The sequence below is a fragment of the Gordonia terrae genome (genome assembly GCF_001698225.1).
In the GTDB taxonomy this organism is placed as follows: Bacteria; Actinomycetota; Actinomycetes; order Mycobacteriales; family Mycobacteriaceae; genus Gordonia; species Gordonia terrae.
The window spans coordinates 3,063,239-3,076,743 of record NZ_CP016594.1; the positions used below are offsets into that span (position 1 = coordinate 3,063,239).

13 protein-coding genes are annotated in these 13,505 nt (G+C 67.9%); 7 read left to right on the forward strand and 6 right to left on the reverse strand.

The annotated features are described in order from the left end of the window. Positions 1–101 precede the first annotated feature (101 nt). Positions 102–752: a response regulator gene (locus BCM27_RS13850; protein ID WP_004018704.1), complete on the reverse strand. Its 651-nt coding sequence runs from the start codon at positions 750–752 to the stop codon at positions 102–104. Next, positions 749–1,882, reverse strand: coding sequence for a sensor histidine kinase (locus tag BCM27_RS13855; RefSeq protein WP_239450601.1), 1,134 nt, complete (start codon positions 1,880–1,882; stop codon positions 749–751). Before BCM27_RS13855 ends, BCM27_RS13850 begins: the two co-directional genes overlap by 4 nt. A gap of 149 nt (positions 1,883–2,031) precedes the next feature. Between BCM27_RS13855 and BCM27_RS13860 the strand changes: the two genes are divergently transcribed. The 5 genes from BCM27_RS13860 (at position 2,032) to BCM27_RS13880 (ending at position 7,187) form a co-directional block, all read left to right on the forward strand. Beyond that, positions 2,032–2,955 (forward strand): ABC transporter ATP-binding protein, encoded by a 924-nt coding sequence (locus tag BCM27_RS13860; protein ID WP_004018707.1) that lies wholly within the window; start codon positions 2,032–2,034, stop codon positions 2,953–2,955. Then, entirely contained in the window at positions 2,952–3,764 is an 813-nt protein-coding gene (locus BCM27_RS13865; protein ID WP_004018708.1) for an ABC transporter permease, read from the forward strand. The genes BCM27_RS13860 and BCM27_RS13865 overlap by 4 nt, the downstream gene beginning before the upstream one ends. Before the next feature lie 103 nt (positions 3,765–3,867). Further along, positions 3,868–5,619 (forward strand): alpha/beta hydrolase, encoded by a 1,752-nt coding sequence (locus BCM27_RS13870; RefSeq protein ID WP_004018709.1) that lies wholly within the window; start codon positions 3,868–3,870, stop codon positions 5,617–5,619. A 66-nt stretch (positions 5,620–5,685) separates the two neighbouring features. Further along, a complete protein-coding gene (locus BCM27_RS13875; RefSeq protein ID WP_004018710.1) occupies positions 5,686–6,633 on the forward strand; it encodes a helix-turn-helix transcriptional regulator in 948 nt (315 codons plus the stop codon). Next, entirely contained in the window at positions 6,633–7,187 is a 555-nt protein-coding gene (locus tag BCM27_RS13880; RefSeq protein WP_004018711.1) for a dihydrofolate reductase family protein, read from the forward strand. The genes BCM27_RS13875 and BCM27_RS13880 overlap by 1 nt, the downstream gene beginning before the upstream one ends. Before the next feature lie 58 nt (positions 7,188–7,245). On the opposite strand, the gene BCM27_RS13885 is transcribed toward BCM27_RS13880, so the two are convergent. Next, on the reverse strand, positions 7,246–7,905 hold the full coding sequence (locus BCM27_RS13885; protein ID WP_004018713.1) for a PaaI family thioesterase: 660 nt from the start codon (positions 7,903–7,905) through the stop codon (positions 7,246–7,248). Positions 7,906–8,017: 112 nt separating this feature from the next. Between BCM27_RS13885 and BCM27_RS13890 the strand changes: the two genes are divergently transcribed. Next, positions 8,018–8,860, forward strand: a complete 843-nt coding sequence (locus BCM27_RS13890) for a crotonase/enoyl-CoA hydratase family protein (protein WP_004018714.1) — start codon at positions 8,018–8,020, stop codon at positions 8,858–8,860. Between the two features lie 356 nt (positions 8,861–9,216). Here BCM27_RS13890 and BCM27_RS13895 read toward each other — a convergent pair whose 3' ends face one another. Next, positions 9,217–10,479: an HNH endonuclease gene (locus tag BCM27_RS13895; protein WP_033204898.1), complete on the reverse strand. Its 1,263-nt coding sequence runs from the start codon at positions 10,477–10,479 to the stop codon at positions 9,217–9,219. A gap of 376 nt (positions 10,480–10,855) precedes the next feature. Further along, positions 10,856–11,875, reverse strand: a complete 1,020-nt coding sequence (locus tag BCM27_RS13900) for an N-acetylglucosamine kinase (RefSeq protein WP_081486952.1) — start codon at positions 11,873–11,875, stop codon at positions 10,856–10,858. A gap of 99 nt (positions 11,876–11,974) precedes the next feature. Between BCM27_RS13900 and BCM27_RS13905 the strand changes: the two genes are divergently transcribed. Continuing rightward, positions 11,975–12,442, forward strand: coding sequence for a nitroreductase family deazaflavin-dependent oxidoreductase (locus BCM27_RS13905; RefSeq protein ID WP_004018718.1), 468 nt, complete (start codon positions 11,975–11,977; stop codon positions 12,440–12,442). Between the two features lie 11 nt (positions 12,443–12,453). On the opposite strand, the gene BCM27_RS13910 is transcribed toward BCM27_RS13905, so the two are convergent. Then, positions 12,454–13,494 carry a hypothetical protein gene (locus BCM27_RS13910; RefSeq protein ID WP_004018719.1) on the reverse strand — a complete coding sequence of 347 codons (1,041 nt, stop codon included), beginning with the start codon at positions 13,492–13,494 and terminating at the stop codon, positions 12,454–12,456. Positions 13,495–13,505: the final 11 nt, after the last annotated feature.

A 13,505-nucleotide genomic window follows, 5' to 3' on the forward strand; every position in this document is an offset into this window, starting at 1 on the left:
ATGGGGGTGGCTTCGCTCGCACCTCAGGGAGCAGAGATGTAGACGCTCACGAGTGTTCTTTCATAGTCCACGACGGCCGCCGGGCCGCAGATACTGCGTACTCACACCATCCCGGCATCGTGCATGAGGATCGCGACCTGGACTCGGTTGGTCGCATCGAGCTTGGTGAAGATGTGCGAGATGTGCGCCTTGACGGTCGCGAGACTCATGTAGAGGCGTTGGGCGATTTCGGCGTTCGACGCGCCGCGGGCCAGTTCGACGGCCACGTCGCGTTCGCGTGCCGTGAGCAGGTCGACCCGCCCGGACGCGGACGACGCACGACTGCCACCGGTGCTCACGACCTGCTTGATCAATGCGGCGGTCACCGAGGGACTGAGCGCGGGCCGACCGTCGAGAACCTCGTGGATGGCGGCGACGATGTCGTCGGGCGGTGTGTCTTTGAGGAGAAAGCCGTCGGCGCCCATCGCGAGTGCGCGGACCACATAGTCGTCGGCGTCGAAGGTCGTCAGGACGATGACCGCCGGCGGTGAGGTCAGCTCCTTGAATCGGCCGGTCGCCGCGATCCCGTCGAGGACGGGCATCCGCAGATCCATGAGCACGAGGTCCACGGGCGCGGCGCCGTGGATGTCGAGGGCCTCCTGACCGTTGCCGGCCTCGGCGACGATGACGAGACCTGGATCGCCCCCGAGGAGAAGCCGGAGTCCGGAACGGACGAGCGGGTCGTCGTCGACGATCATGATGCGGGCGGTCATGACTGCCACGGTAGCCAGACGTGCAGCAGGAAGCGTTTGTCCTCACTGACCGTCGCCGACTGCCGGCCGCCGTGCAGCTGCACCCGCTCGGCGAGGCCGACGAGGCCGAATCCCGGTGAGGAAGCATTCGAACCCATCGACAGCGGTAGTGGGTTCTCGACGAGCAGATCGACCCCGTGCTCGGGTCCGCCGCGGATGTGCATGGTCACCGGCGCGCTCGGCGAATGGCGGCGCGCATTGGTCAGGGCCTCCTGCACACACCGGTACAACGTCCGCGCGATCCCCGGACTCAGCGAACCCACGTCGATGTCACAGCGGCTCTCCACGCGCATACCCAGCCGTCGGGCCTCCTCGATCAGCCCCGACAGGTCCGGCACCCCCTGCGGTTTCTCCGGAGTGGCATCGCCGGGACCCTCACGCAGAACCCCGAGCACCTCCCGGAGTTCGGTCAACGCGAGATGTGAGGTCTCCTGGATCGTCTGCGCCGTCTCGCGGATCTGCTCGGCGGACAGGTCCGAGCGGTAGGCCAGCGCACCCGCCGACATACTCATCGCCGAGATGCGATGCGCGAGGATGTCGTGCATCTCCCGGGCGATCCGCGCCCGTTCCAGCGACCGCGCCTGCATGACCTTCGCCTGCTGCTCGGCTTCCGAGGCGAGCGCCCGCGCCCGCCAGCTCGCGAGAAGCTCACGGCGCGAGCCGATGTAGAGACCCCACGCGACCATCGCCCCCGTCGCGACCGCCGTCACCGCGTACTGGACGATGACCGGATCACTCGCCTCGGTGGGAGTGGCGAAGAACTCGAGGGCGATGATGCCCGCTACGACGGACAGCACGGCCTGCGGGATGATCTCGCGCCAACGCCGCCGGGTCGACAGCGACACCATGGCGAGGATCGCCGGCCCGAGTGACGACGACGACACGATGGTCACGATGTTGACGAACGTCGTGACCGGCACGGGATGACGTCGGCGCCACCAGATGACGATGAAGGACACCAGCCCGAGCGTGAGATCGGCGATGAACCACCACCGGGCCTCGTCCCAGAGGTACGACGCACGAGTCGCGAAGGCGCCGGCCGAGATGCAGAGCATCACCGCGAGCCGCCACAGTCGGCCGGTCCACGTCATCGGGGGTTGGTACTGCTCGGGACGCACACCGTCACCGTAGTCGTGCCCGACGTGGACCGCGTCCGACCGATGGGTGCCGACCCCTACGACTTTCGGCCGATACGACGGTGTCCGGACGCCCGATGTGCGCAGCGTGCGGGAACGACACGATGGACGACATGATCACAGTGAAGAATCTGACGAAGCGCTACGGCGACTACGTCGCGGTCGATGACGTGTCCTTCACCTGCCGCCCCGGGCAGGTGACCGGATTCCTCGGCCCCAACGGCGCGGGGAAGTCGACGACGATGCGCATCATCGCCGGACTGACGCCGCCGACCTCCGGGGTGGCCCAACTCTACGGCGTCGACTATCGGGCGATCCCGAATCCGGCGACGCAGGTCGGCATCCTCCTGGACGCCTCGGCGCAGCATGCAGGCCGAACCGGCGCAGAGGTGCTGCGCCTGTCGGCGATGACGATGGGCATCGGCCGCGACCGCGTCGACGAGATGCTCGAACTGGTCAGCCTCACCCCGGAGGAAGCCGGGCGACGAGTGCGCAACTACTCCCTCGGCATGCGGCAGCGGCTCGGTATCGCCGCGGCACTGCTCGGCGATCCGAAGATCCTCATCCTCGACGAACCGGCGAACGGACTCGATCCGGCCGGCATCCACTGGATGCGAACCCTCCTGCGTGGATATGCCGACCGTGGCGGGACGGTCCTGCTGTCGTCGCATCTCCTGCACGAGATCGAGATCGTCGCCGACGACATCGTCGTGATCGGCAACGGCCGGATCGTGGCGCAGGGCACCAAGGACGAGCTCCTCGCCGGGGCGGGCACGCGTGTCCGGTCACTCGACGACGCCGCGCTCGGCGAGGCGCTCGTGGCTGCCGGTATCACTGTGCAACGCAACACCTCCGGTGGACTCGATGTCGATGCCGACCCCGTCGACGTGGGCCGCGCCGCGGTCGCCGTCGGCGTCGTCCTCACCGAACTACGGCCCGCCGACGGTGCCCAGCTCGAAGCCATGTTCCTGCAGCTGACCGCCGAGACCCAGCGCGAACACACCACACTCGAAGGAGCAGCCCGATGACCCTCGCCGACTTCGGTACACCCGTGCCGCCGGCCGACGTGATCGACGTCGACCGCCCCGGAATCCCGTTCTCCCGGCTCGTGCGGGTCGAACTCCGCAAGCTCGTGGACACCCGCGCCGGTTTCTGGCTGACCGCCTCGATCGGGGTGATCGCGGCCGTCGTCGTGATCGCGATGCTCATCGCGAACCGCAACAGCCCCGAGAACCTCAACCTCGGACAGTTCTTCGGGATGATGAACATCCCCACCGCCATCATCCTGCCGATCCTGGCGATCCTGCTCGTGACCGGCGAGTGGAGTCAGCGCACTGCCCTGACCACGTTCACGCTCGAGCCACGACGGCAGCGCGTCATCGGGGCGAAGCTGGTGGCGGCGCTCCTCACCGCCGTCGCGGCGGTCGCGGTGGCGCTCCTCCTCGGCGTCATCGGCAACGGGATCGCGGGCCTGGCATTCGCCGATCCCGCCGGCTCCTGGGACCTCACCCTCGCCGGATTCGTCAATTCGTTTGTGTCGCAGACCTTCGGCCTGCTGCTCGGATTCGGTTTCGCCGCCCTGATCCTGAACACCCCGGGCGCGATCGTCGCCTACTTCGCGTTGCCCACCGCCCTGACCGTGGTGAGCCAGCTGGTCCCGTGGTTCAAGGACAATCTCGGGCAGTGGGTCGACACCGGACTGACGAACGTGCCGTTCCAGGAGGCCGATTGGGCGACCGGGGGCGAATGGGCGAGGATGCTGGTCTCGGCGGTGATCTGGATCGGACTACCGCTCGGAGTGGGTGTACTGCGGATTCTGCGGTCCGAGGTCAAGTAACGGACGCCGACCGGTGGCACGACGGTCACGGTCACCGTAAGCGCCGCTGCCACACCGCGATCGGTGTTACGGTTTTCGGGTTCTCGAGAAAAGAGGAACCCACGTGTCGTCGAGTGCACCCACCTCGCAGCCGGCCGCAGCTCCGGAACCGGACGATTCGCCGGTCCCGGAGCGCGCTGCCGCGACCGGCCAGGCCGAGGAGAAGAAGCCGTCCTGGTGGAGACGCCGCCTCCACCGGTATTCGTGTGTCGGGCTGACGGTCGCGCTCGTCTTCTTCTGGCTGTCGGTGACACCGTCGCTCCTGCCGCGCGGTCCGCTGTTCCAGGGCATCGTGAGCGGGGCGTCGGCCACCGTCGGGTACGGCCTGGGCGTCGGTGTCTCGTGGCTGATCCGCTACATGATCTCCCGGGACGATCCGTGGCCCGCGCCGATGCGCCGCCTCTGGGTCGCGCTCGGCCTGGCGGCCGTCGCGGGGACGGTGGTCATGCTCGTCGCGTTCCAGCGGTGGCAGGACCAGGTCCGCACCATGATGGGCGTCGATCTCCTGTCGTGGACCGCCTACCCGCAGATCCTACTCATCGCCGTCGTGGTCTTCGCCCTGCTGATGACCATCGGACAGGCGTGGGGCGACGGAGTCGTGTGGCTCGTCCGGAAGCTCAATCATGTTGCGCCTCCGCGCATCTCGGCATTCGCAGCGGCCACGATCGCCATCATCGTCACGGTCCTGGTGCTCAATGGCGTGGTTGCCAACTACGGGATGCAGGCCCTGAACTCGTCGTTCGCCGCGGTCAACGACGAGACCACCGCCGACTCCAACCCGCCGACGACCCCGCTGCGTTCGGGCGGACCGGGCTCGCTGGTGACCTGGGATTCGCTCGGGCGTCAAGGCCGCATCTTCGTATCCGTGTCGCCGACGGTGGCCGAGCTGAGCGAGTTCAACGGAACGCCTGCGATGGAACCGATTCGCGCCTACGTCGGACTCGGGTCGGGCAGCGACCTGCGAGCCAATGCCGAACTGGCCGCGGACGAACTCGTTCGCGCCGGTGGGTTGCAACGCAAACTCATCGCCGTCGCCTCCACCACCGGAACGGGCTGGATCAACCAGGCCACCGTGGACTCCCTCGAATACATGTACAACGGCGACACCGCGACGGTCAGCATGCAGTATTCGTACCTACCGAGCTGGCTGTCGTTCCTCGTCGACAAGGAACGTGCCCGGCAGGCAGGACAGGCTCTCTTCGAAGCGGTCTCGGAACGGGTGAGCGAGGTGCCCGAGGCCCAGCGCCCGAAGCTCGTCGTCTTCGGCGAGAGCCTCGGATCCTTTGCGGCCGAGTCCGCGTTCGGGACCATCCCGGCGTTGAGCGCGCGTACCGACGGCGCCCTGTTCAGCGGCCCGACCTTCAACAACAAACTGTGGGTGGACACGACCGGGGCACGAGACGACGGGACCCCGGAGGTGTTGCCCACCTACGACGACGGCCGGCAGGTCCGATTCATCGCCGACGCCCCGGACCTCGACGAGCCCACCGCCGAATGGGTGTCACCGTCGGGTCGCGCGGTGTATCTGCAACACGCCTCCGATCCGATCTCCTGGTGGAATCCGCGGTTGATCCTGCGCGAACCGGACTGGCTCGAGGAGGATCCCGGACGCGACGTGCTGTCGGCGATGCGCTGGATCCCGTTCGTGACGTTCCTCCAGGTCAGCGCGGACATGGCCGTGTCGGTCGGTGTCCCCGACGGGCACGGCCACAACTACCTGTCCGCGATCCCCGCCGCCTGGGCCAAGATCCTGCAGCCACCGGGTTGGACCGAGGCCAAGACCGAACGATTGATCCCGCTGCTGACCAGGGACTGATCCGCCACCGAAGCCGGTGGAGCAATTTCGGTCGGGCGGGCCGGGGCCCCGCGGTTCCATACTCAGATGGTGACCTCCACCCCGGCCGACCGTGACCGCCTCCGGCAACTGCTCGATGCGGTGCTGTCCGACGACAACACGTCGCTCGACGACATGGCCGCGGGCGCCTACGCGTCGCCGTTCCACTTCACCCGGCAGGTGCGGCGTGGCGCAGGCGAGGCACCGGTGTCCCTGCGCCGCCGGGTGCTCCTCGAACGTGCGGCGTGGTTGCTGCAGCGCGGCCAGTCGGTGACCGATGTGGCCTTCGAGTCCGGATATTCGTCGGTGGACGGCTTCGCACGCGCGTTCAGCCGCGCCTTCGGGCACAGTCCCGGCCGGATGGGCGCGGTGGGCGAGCACAGCCACTGGCTGCCTGCGCCGAACGGCATCCACTTCCACTCGCCCACTGCGCTCTACGTCGACAGCGGCTCACCCACGACCGAGGACGCCGGCAACGTGGTGATGCTCATGGTTCGCCACGATCTCGACGACATCGAGGCGCTCCTGGACGCCGCGAAGAATGTCGACGTCGCATCATGGACCGCACCGCGCCTGGCCGGGAACCAGCTGCTGTCCTGGAGCGGGCCGGAAGAGAATCTCGCTCAAGTGATCTCGCATCTGGTCGCGGACAAGCTCCCCTGGTTGTCGACGATCGAGGGAGCTGACCTCCCGCCGGCTGCGCCGACCGAGCTGACCGACCTCGTCGACCTCCATCGCGACATCGCACCGCGCTGGCTGGCTCTGGTCCGCGACATCGATCGCCGCGGCGCATGGCAGGACCGGGTCATCGATGCGTTGTGCGATCCACCCGAATCGTTCCTGCTCTCGCAGATCGTCGCGCACGTCCTGACGTTCTCCGCACACCGTCGGCTCATCGCCCGGTGGATGTTGCGGGAGTCCGGCGTCGACGTGTCCGCTCCGACCCTCGACCCCGACCCGATCATGTGGCATCGCAGACACTCCGGAGGATTCTGATGGCATTCCGCTACTACACGGCGACCACCCTCGACGGCTTCCTCGCCGACGACCACGACAGCCTCGACTGGCTGTTGAGTCAACCGCAGGAAGAGGGCGGCCCGATGAACTACGACGACTTCTTCCGGCATGTCGGGGTGGCCGTCATGGGTGCGACCACCTACCAGTGGATCCTCGACCACGAGGTCTCGGACGGGAAACCCTGGCCATACGAGATCCCCACGTTCGTCTTCACCCATCGGCCCCTCACGCCGGTGTCGGACACCATCACGGTGGTGGTCGGGGACCCCGCGAACCTTCGTGACCGTCTCACCGACACCGCGGGCGGTCGTGACATCTGGATCGTGGGCGGTGGCGACCTGGCCGCACAGTTCGCCGAGGCCGGCATGCTCGACGACGTCGTGGTCTCGATCGCGCCGGTCACCCTCGGATCGGGACGGCCACTCTTCCCGCGGCGGTACGACTTCGAGCTCCGGGAGTTCGCCCGCAACGGCGCCTTCCTGTGCGCGCGCTACTCGCCCGTCGGACCACGATCGGCACCCGCCCAGGTCTGAGCATCGGGGACACAACCGGCTACAGATCCGAGCGGCTCTCGGTCCGCGACCGACGAGTTCAGCCCTCGCCGACCGACTTTCGCATGGCCTCGGGCACCTCGCCGCGGGCCCATCGGGGAAGGATGAAGATGCCCTCGGATTCGGCGGTGACCTCACCGTCGACCGAGATCGTCCCGGTGACGAAGGTCTTCACACCCTCCACCCGATCGACCCTCGCCTCGCCGCGGATCGGGCCGAGCGGCGTGCCGCGCCGGTACCGCACGGTGAGGGTCCCGGTCATACCGGGCACACCCTGGAACTCCGCGGCCGAACCCAGCAACTGGTCGAAGACGAGCGCGAGCACACCGCCGTGAACGAGTCCGGCCGGCCCCTCGTACTGGGGACCGAGGTCGACCTCGAGCCAGCTGTGGTCGGTCTCGTGACGGATCTCGACCGGCGGTGCGATCGGGTTACGCCGGCCGAGGACGGCGTTGCCCCAGGACCGCTTGGTCCCGTCCGCGTTGAACCGGATGCCGAACGGCCCCGGCAGCTGATCTTTCCGAAGGACGTCGGTGGCGGCGGCGATGAGGCGCCTCGCCTCCGCGATATCGGTTTCGCCGACCTCGGTGCGCACCGTCGCATCGATCAGTTCTCGGACGCTGCCCGCGATCGCGGACGCGAGTTCGGTCCGGTGCGCGAGCTCCTCCGGGTCGATGTCTTCCTGGATGTATCCGCTCATACGCCCATCTAACAGGGTGGATGCCGCCCGGGTCGCGACGGACCGGCAGCGCCCCGGCGCGAGCGGCGGATCCGGCCACGCGCACTTCTGACCGCCGAGTAGGCTCCCTCGCATGACAGACCAAGCCTGGAACGACCGCGCCTGGGCGGCGTTCGACGTCACCGTCTCCGAGTACATCGCCGAGGTCACCCTGATCGGCCCGGGCAAGGGCAACGCCATGGGGCCGGACTTCTGGCAGGAACTCCCCGAGCTGTTCGGACACCTCGACGCCGATCCCGACGTCCGCGCGGTGGTGCTCACGGGATCGGGCAAGAACTTCTCCTACGGTCTCGACCTCGTCGCGATGGGCGGGACGCTGTCGGGCGTGCTGGCCGGGGACGCGAAAGCGGCGCCGCGCACCGAGTTCCTCGACTCGCTCCGGAAGCTGCAGGCCGGGATCACCGCGGTTGCCGACTGCCGCAAACCGGTCGTCGCGGCCGTGTCCGGCTGGTGCATCGGTGGCGGCGTCGACTTGATCTGCGCGGCGGACGTGCGCTACGCGAGCGCTGACGCCAAGTTCAGTGTGCGCGAGGTCAAGGTCGGCATGGTCGCCGATGTGGGGACGCTCGCTCGTCTTCCGTTCATCATCGGCGACGGCCACCTGCGTGAGCTGGCGCTGACCGGTAAGGACATCGACGCCGCCCGCGCCGAGAAGATCGGTCTCGTCAACGACGTCGCCGACGATCAGGACGCCGTGCTCGACCTCGCCCGCTCGACCGCGCGTGAGATCGCGGACAACCCGCCGCTGGTGGTCCACGGCATCAAGTCTGTGCTCGATCATTCGCGTAGCGCCGCCGTGCACGACAGCCTCCGCTACGTTGCCGCATGGAACTCCGCGTTCCTGCCCAGCGAGGACCTGTCCGAGGCCATCACCGCCGTCTTCGAGAAGCGCAAGCCCGAGTTCAAGGGCCGCTGAGCCGGCTGGTTCTCGCGCGACCACGGTCGGCCCGCTCACTCGCCGGCCCCTGGAGTGCGAGGCCACCGGGCCCAGCGGAGCTCGGGTCCACGGGTCGAGACGGGGGGTTGCGGCCGGGGGTCTGGTGACGCATCTCGCCACGACCCTTCGTGACGGCCTCCGCAGGGAGCGGACTACTTTCGTAGTCCACGACGGCCGCCGGGCCGCAACGCTGAGGTGCGAGGAGCGCAAGCCGCCGACGGAGCGCGGAGTGGCATCGCTGTGGAGTTGTCAATGAACAGATGCGGTCCCGGGGATGGTCCGAGTCGGAAGATGCTGCGCGAGAATCGGTGTCGGGGCCGGTCAGGCGGCGTGGGTCAGGCTGCGCTGTCGAGGCGCATGGTGCGACGGTTGTAGGCGGGTAGCGGTCGGCGGTGGGGATCGATGCCGGCGGGCGGAACCAGCCAGGGATGCCTGTCGAAACCCATCACGACGTTCCAGCCGTGGTGATGGACCTGGGTATGGCAGCGCTGGCATAGTAGGCACCCGTTGTCGAGGTCGGTCGGGCCGCCATCGGCCCAGTGTTCGATGTGGTGCACCTGCGTATGGGACGGTGGTGCACCGCATTTGACGCAGCAGGTGTCACGCACGATCACCGCTTTACGCAGATGCGCCGGGAACAACCGGTGGGTGTGCCCCATCTGCAGCGGTACGGCTTCGCCGTCGAGGACGATCTCGGTGAGAGAACCGTCGCATGACACTTGCCGGGTCGTTGCTCGACTGGCCGCTCCGGTCCACGGCAGCGTTGCCGGATCCGCGCCCGTGGCGGGAATGGCCAGCAGGAGTTGCGTCCGGGGAGGACCAACACTGTCGATGCTCGCGCCGATCGCTGCTTGGTCGAGGATCAACTCGAAAGCATCCGCGCGTCGCTGCTCGGCCGAACGTCGGTCGTCGGCGCCGTCGGGTTCGGGTCGTGGGCAGGCACGTTCGTCGATCATGGACAGGAACTTCTCGCCGACCACCTGTGTGAGGTCGGCGCGGATCTCGACGCGTCCGTCGTCGGTTGTGGAGGCGTTGACCGTGTTGAGCGATGAATCGTCGGCGGCGGAGATGCCGGTGTCGGTGGTGTCGGCGATGGTGTTGCCGATGGCGCGGGCGAACTTCTGCACTTCTGTCGGTGTTGCTCCCGACAGCGCCTGGCCGATCAGGACGGTCTCGTAACCGGCGTACTCCTCGTCGGAAAGTGCTGTGGGCGAGCGCTTGTCAATATGCGCCATGGCGCGGATGATCGCATCGCCGACTTCTGCGGACACGCGTCCGTCGGCAGCGTGACGGGCCAGGGCGGGCAGCGTGGGGAGAGCGTCGACGCTCCGCATGGCACGTAACGCCGCAGCGGGTGCGTAGCCCATCTCGATCAACATCTTCTTGGTGGTGCCGCCGGCCTTCTGTGCGACCCCGAGTTCCTCGAGTTGCGCTGCGTGCGTGACGATCTGATGATCAATGGTGTTTCGGAGCAGGCGCAGAGTGTTGAGTGCGTCGAATGTTGCTACGCCCGTGAGGTCGTCGGCGGGTGGTGTGGTCTCGATGAGCTGGTCGAGGAGAGTGGTGAGCTCTGGCATGACTCCAAGGTGCCGGAACATTTGTTCGATTACGAGGAGTTTTCACAGCTATACGGACTCGAAATATATTGCTGTCTAGTACGATTCGGCACTTTGCCACCCATCAGCAACACCAGTGAACAGCAATCACATCCGGCTCGAAATTGGGTCGAGAGTGGTGATCCAGTCTGCCGGACGATGAAGTGAGCAGGGGATGTGCACGGCGTGAGGCGAGGAGTGGTTCGCGGAGTTGTCGGGGTGTCACACAACGATCGGAGCCGGCTTCGTACTGGGCGAGTCGAAGAAGAAGCCCGTCATCGACGGCGCACCAATAGGTCAGCTACCGCACCCCACCTCAGCGACCACGAAACCGGCGGCGCGTGACGATCGAACACAGCCCAGCACAGACATTCCCGGCTCAGGGTACCGAGTCCGCGCGGTGCACCTCCTCGGACAGCGGATGCGTGCCGTCGAGATCTGCCAGGAGCCGGACGCCGTCGAAAGGCGACCCATAAGGCGGTGCCACCGTCACCCCGGGGTCTCGGCGAGACACATTCTCCACGAATCGATTTCGGAGTCGATCGCTGGCCGACATGACGCCACCCACCCAGCTCACGCGCACGGGTTCATCGGCCTCCCGGCCGCTGCGGTCCAGCGCGGTGATCGCCGAGGTCGCGAGCTCGTCGGCGGCGTCGTCGATGATCTGCTTCGCGACCGGGTCCCCGGCCTCCGATGCGGCGTCGACCGCCCGCGCGAAGCCGGCGACGCGGGCGACCCGGTCGGGGTCGGCCTGCACCACCATGTACAACTCGGGCAGCGGACCGAACTCGTCCGCCGCGTTCGCACGAAGCGCGGTGTCAGGTCCCCGGCCGTCGAAGGCACTCAGAGCCGCCGCGATACCCGCGCGCCCGATCCAGTAGGCACTGCCCGCGTCACCGAACAGATGCCCCCAGCCGTCGACGCGGCGGACCCCGGCCCGACCGACACCGAGCGTGACCACTCCCGTGCCCACCGCGGTCACGGCGCCGAACTGGTGTCGGTTGGCAGCCAGGTAGGCGGTCACCGAATCATGGGCGAGTGCAACGGAAACGACGCCCGCCCCGGCGAGAGCATCGAGCAGATCGGCCGGGCGGGAGGCGTCGGGAGTCAGACCGGACACGCCGGCCGCCACCACCCACGGGCCAGTCGGTTCGTCGAGCCCCGAGCTCCCGGCGTGGGAGTTGAGGAGGTCCCGCACCGTCGCGGCGATCTGCTCCACGACCGGCCGGTCGGTACGGATCGGCGGCGCATCGCGATCGACCGGACCGTCGGCCGTCTCGATCCGAACACGCGTCCCGGTCTGGCCACCGTCGATCAGGATGCGCTTCACGCTGTCACCGGTCGTCACGAACCGCAACGCTACCTCGGTGTTTGCCGCGCGCAGAGCATCACACGGCATCGGCGGCGCCCCACGAGCCGACCGACAGCACCTCGACGTACCGGCCCGATCTCCGGAGAGTCGGCGTCGGGTCCGGAGCGCTCATGACACACTGGACACATGAAGGTGCGGCGGGGACTCGCGGTGAAGATCGGTTCGATCTCCTGGATGCCACGCTTTCTCCCGCAGATCGTGAAGTGCGACAGCGTCATCCAATCCGTGTCGGGCCACCGGCTCAGCCTGCTCGACATCGGCGACCTGCCGAACATCACGATCCGCGTGCCGGGACGAAAGAGCGGCGCGATTCGGACCACGCAACTGCTCGCCGTCCCGGACGGTTCGGACTGGTTGATCGCCGGCTCGTATTTCGGCGGGCCGACGATGCCGGCGTGGGTGTTCAATGTCCGGGCTGCCGACGAGATCGAGATCATCGTGCACGGTGAGGTGTCCGTGGCCGTGGCCACGGAGCTGTTCGATGACGAGCGGGACGCGGCCTGGCAGACGTTGCGCTCGGTGTGGCCCAACTTCGATCTGTACGAGCAGCGCACCGACCGCCGTATCCCGGTGTTCCGTCTGCGGCCTCGCTGACCTGATGCCGGTCAGCCGTCGGTGACGAACTCGGGCCGGTTCTCGGTCAGGTCGACATGGCCGACGAGATACTGCTCGTCGGTCGTCTCGACCCGCGGACCGTCGGCGTCGTAGTCCGGGGTGTAGGAAACGCGCCAGCGTACGGGCCCGACGACGTCGACGACGCCCGGGTCTGAGCCGCCCGCAGTGCCCTGGCTCGCGGGTGCACCGGGGTCCGGATCACGAAGCAGATAGCGCAGCCCGGACAGATTCCGCGGGGCCGTCCACCGGACACTGCCATCGACCGCGGAGCGGTACAGCCGTTGGGTGCAGCCCTCGACCTGCCGCCCCGCCTCGGCATCGGTCGACGCCGCACAGACGGCCAGGTGGGCCGACACCGCATCGCTGACGGCCCCGGCTCCGGTGGCACTCAGTTCACCGACGACCCGCACCGCCATGGGTCCCCGGGGCGCGGTCGGATGATCGTCGTCCGATGCCCGCGCGGTGAAATCGGTGTCGCGCGAACCCCATCGCTGCGGCCCGGGGAACAGATGGACCGTGTCGCCCTCGTCGACCTCGGCACCGAAGAGCGTCGGTTGCACGACATGCAGTGATGCGATCCGCACCGCGACCGCGCCGTCGACGACCGCCCATCCGTCGGCGACCCGCGTCGTCCGGATCTCGGTGTCGATCACCCGCGTCCCCATCCGGTAGCGCACCGGGACGTCGGATTCCTGGCCATCGGCTTCTGGGACATCGATTTCTGGGACATCCGATTCCGGTTCGCCGTCAGCCGCAGGCCGGACCTCGATGTCGGTGAGCTGCGCGGCTGCACGTTGTGCGCGCAGGACATTGTCGGTCAGGAACCGAGTGTCAGGGCGTGGGGCGATGACCCCCAGGGCGGCGTCGGCGTCGGCGTCGGCAAGTGCGTGAAGGTAGGTCCGCACCGCGTCCACGGGTGTGGTCGCGCGGTCGTCCTCCCGGGCCAGACCCACGACGAGCGCGGCGACCAGCACCACTGTGAGCACCGCCGCCGAGCCGCCGAAGACGATCACTCGTCTCCGGCGGCTCACCGGCGTGACGT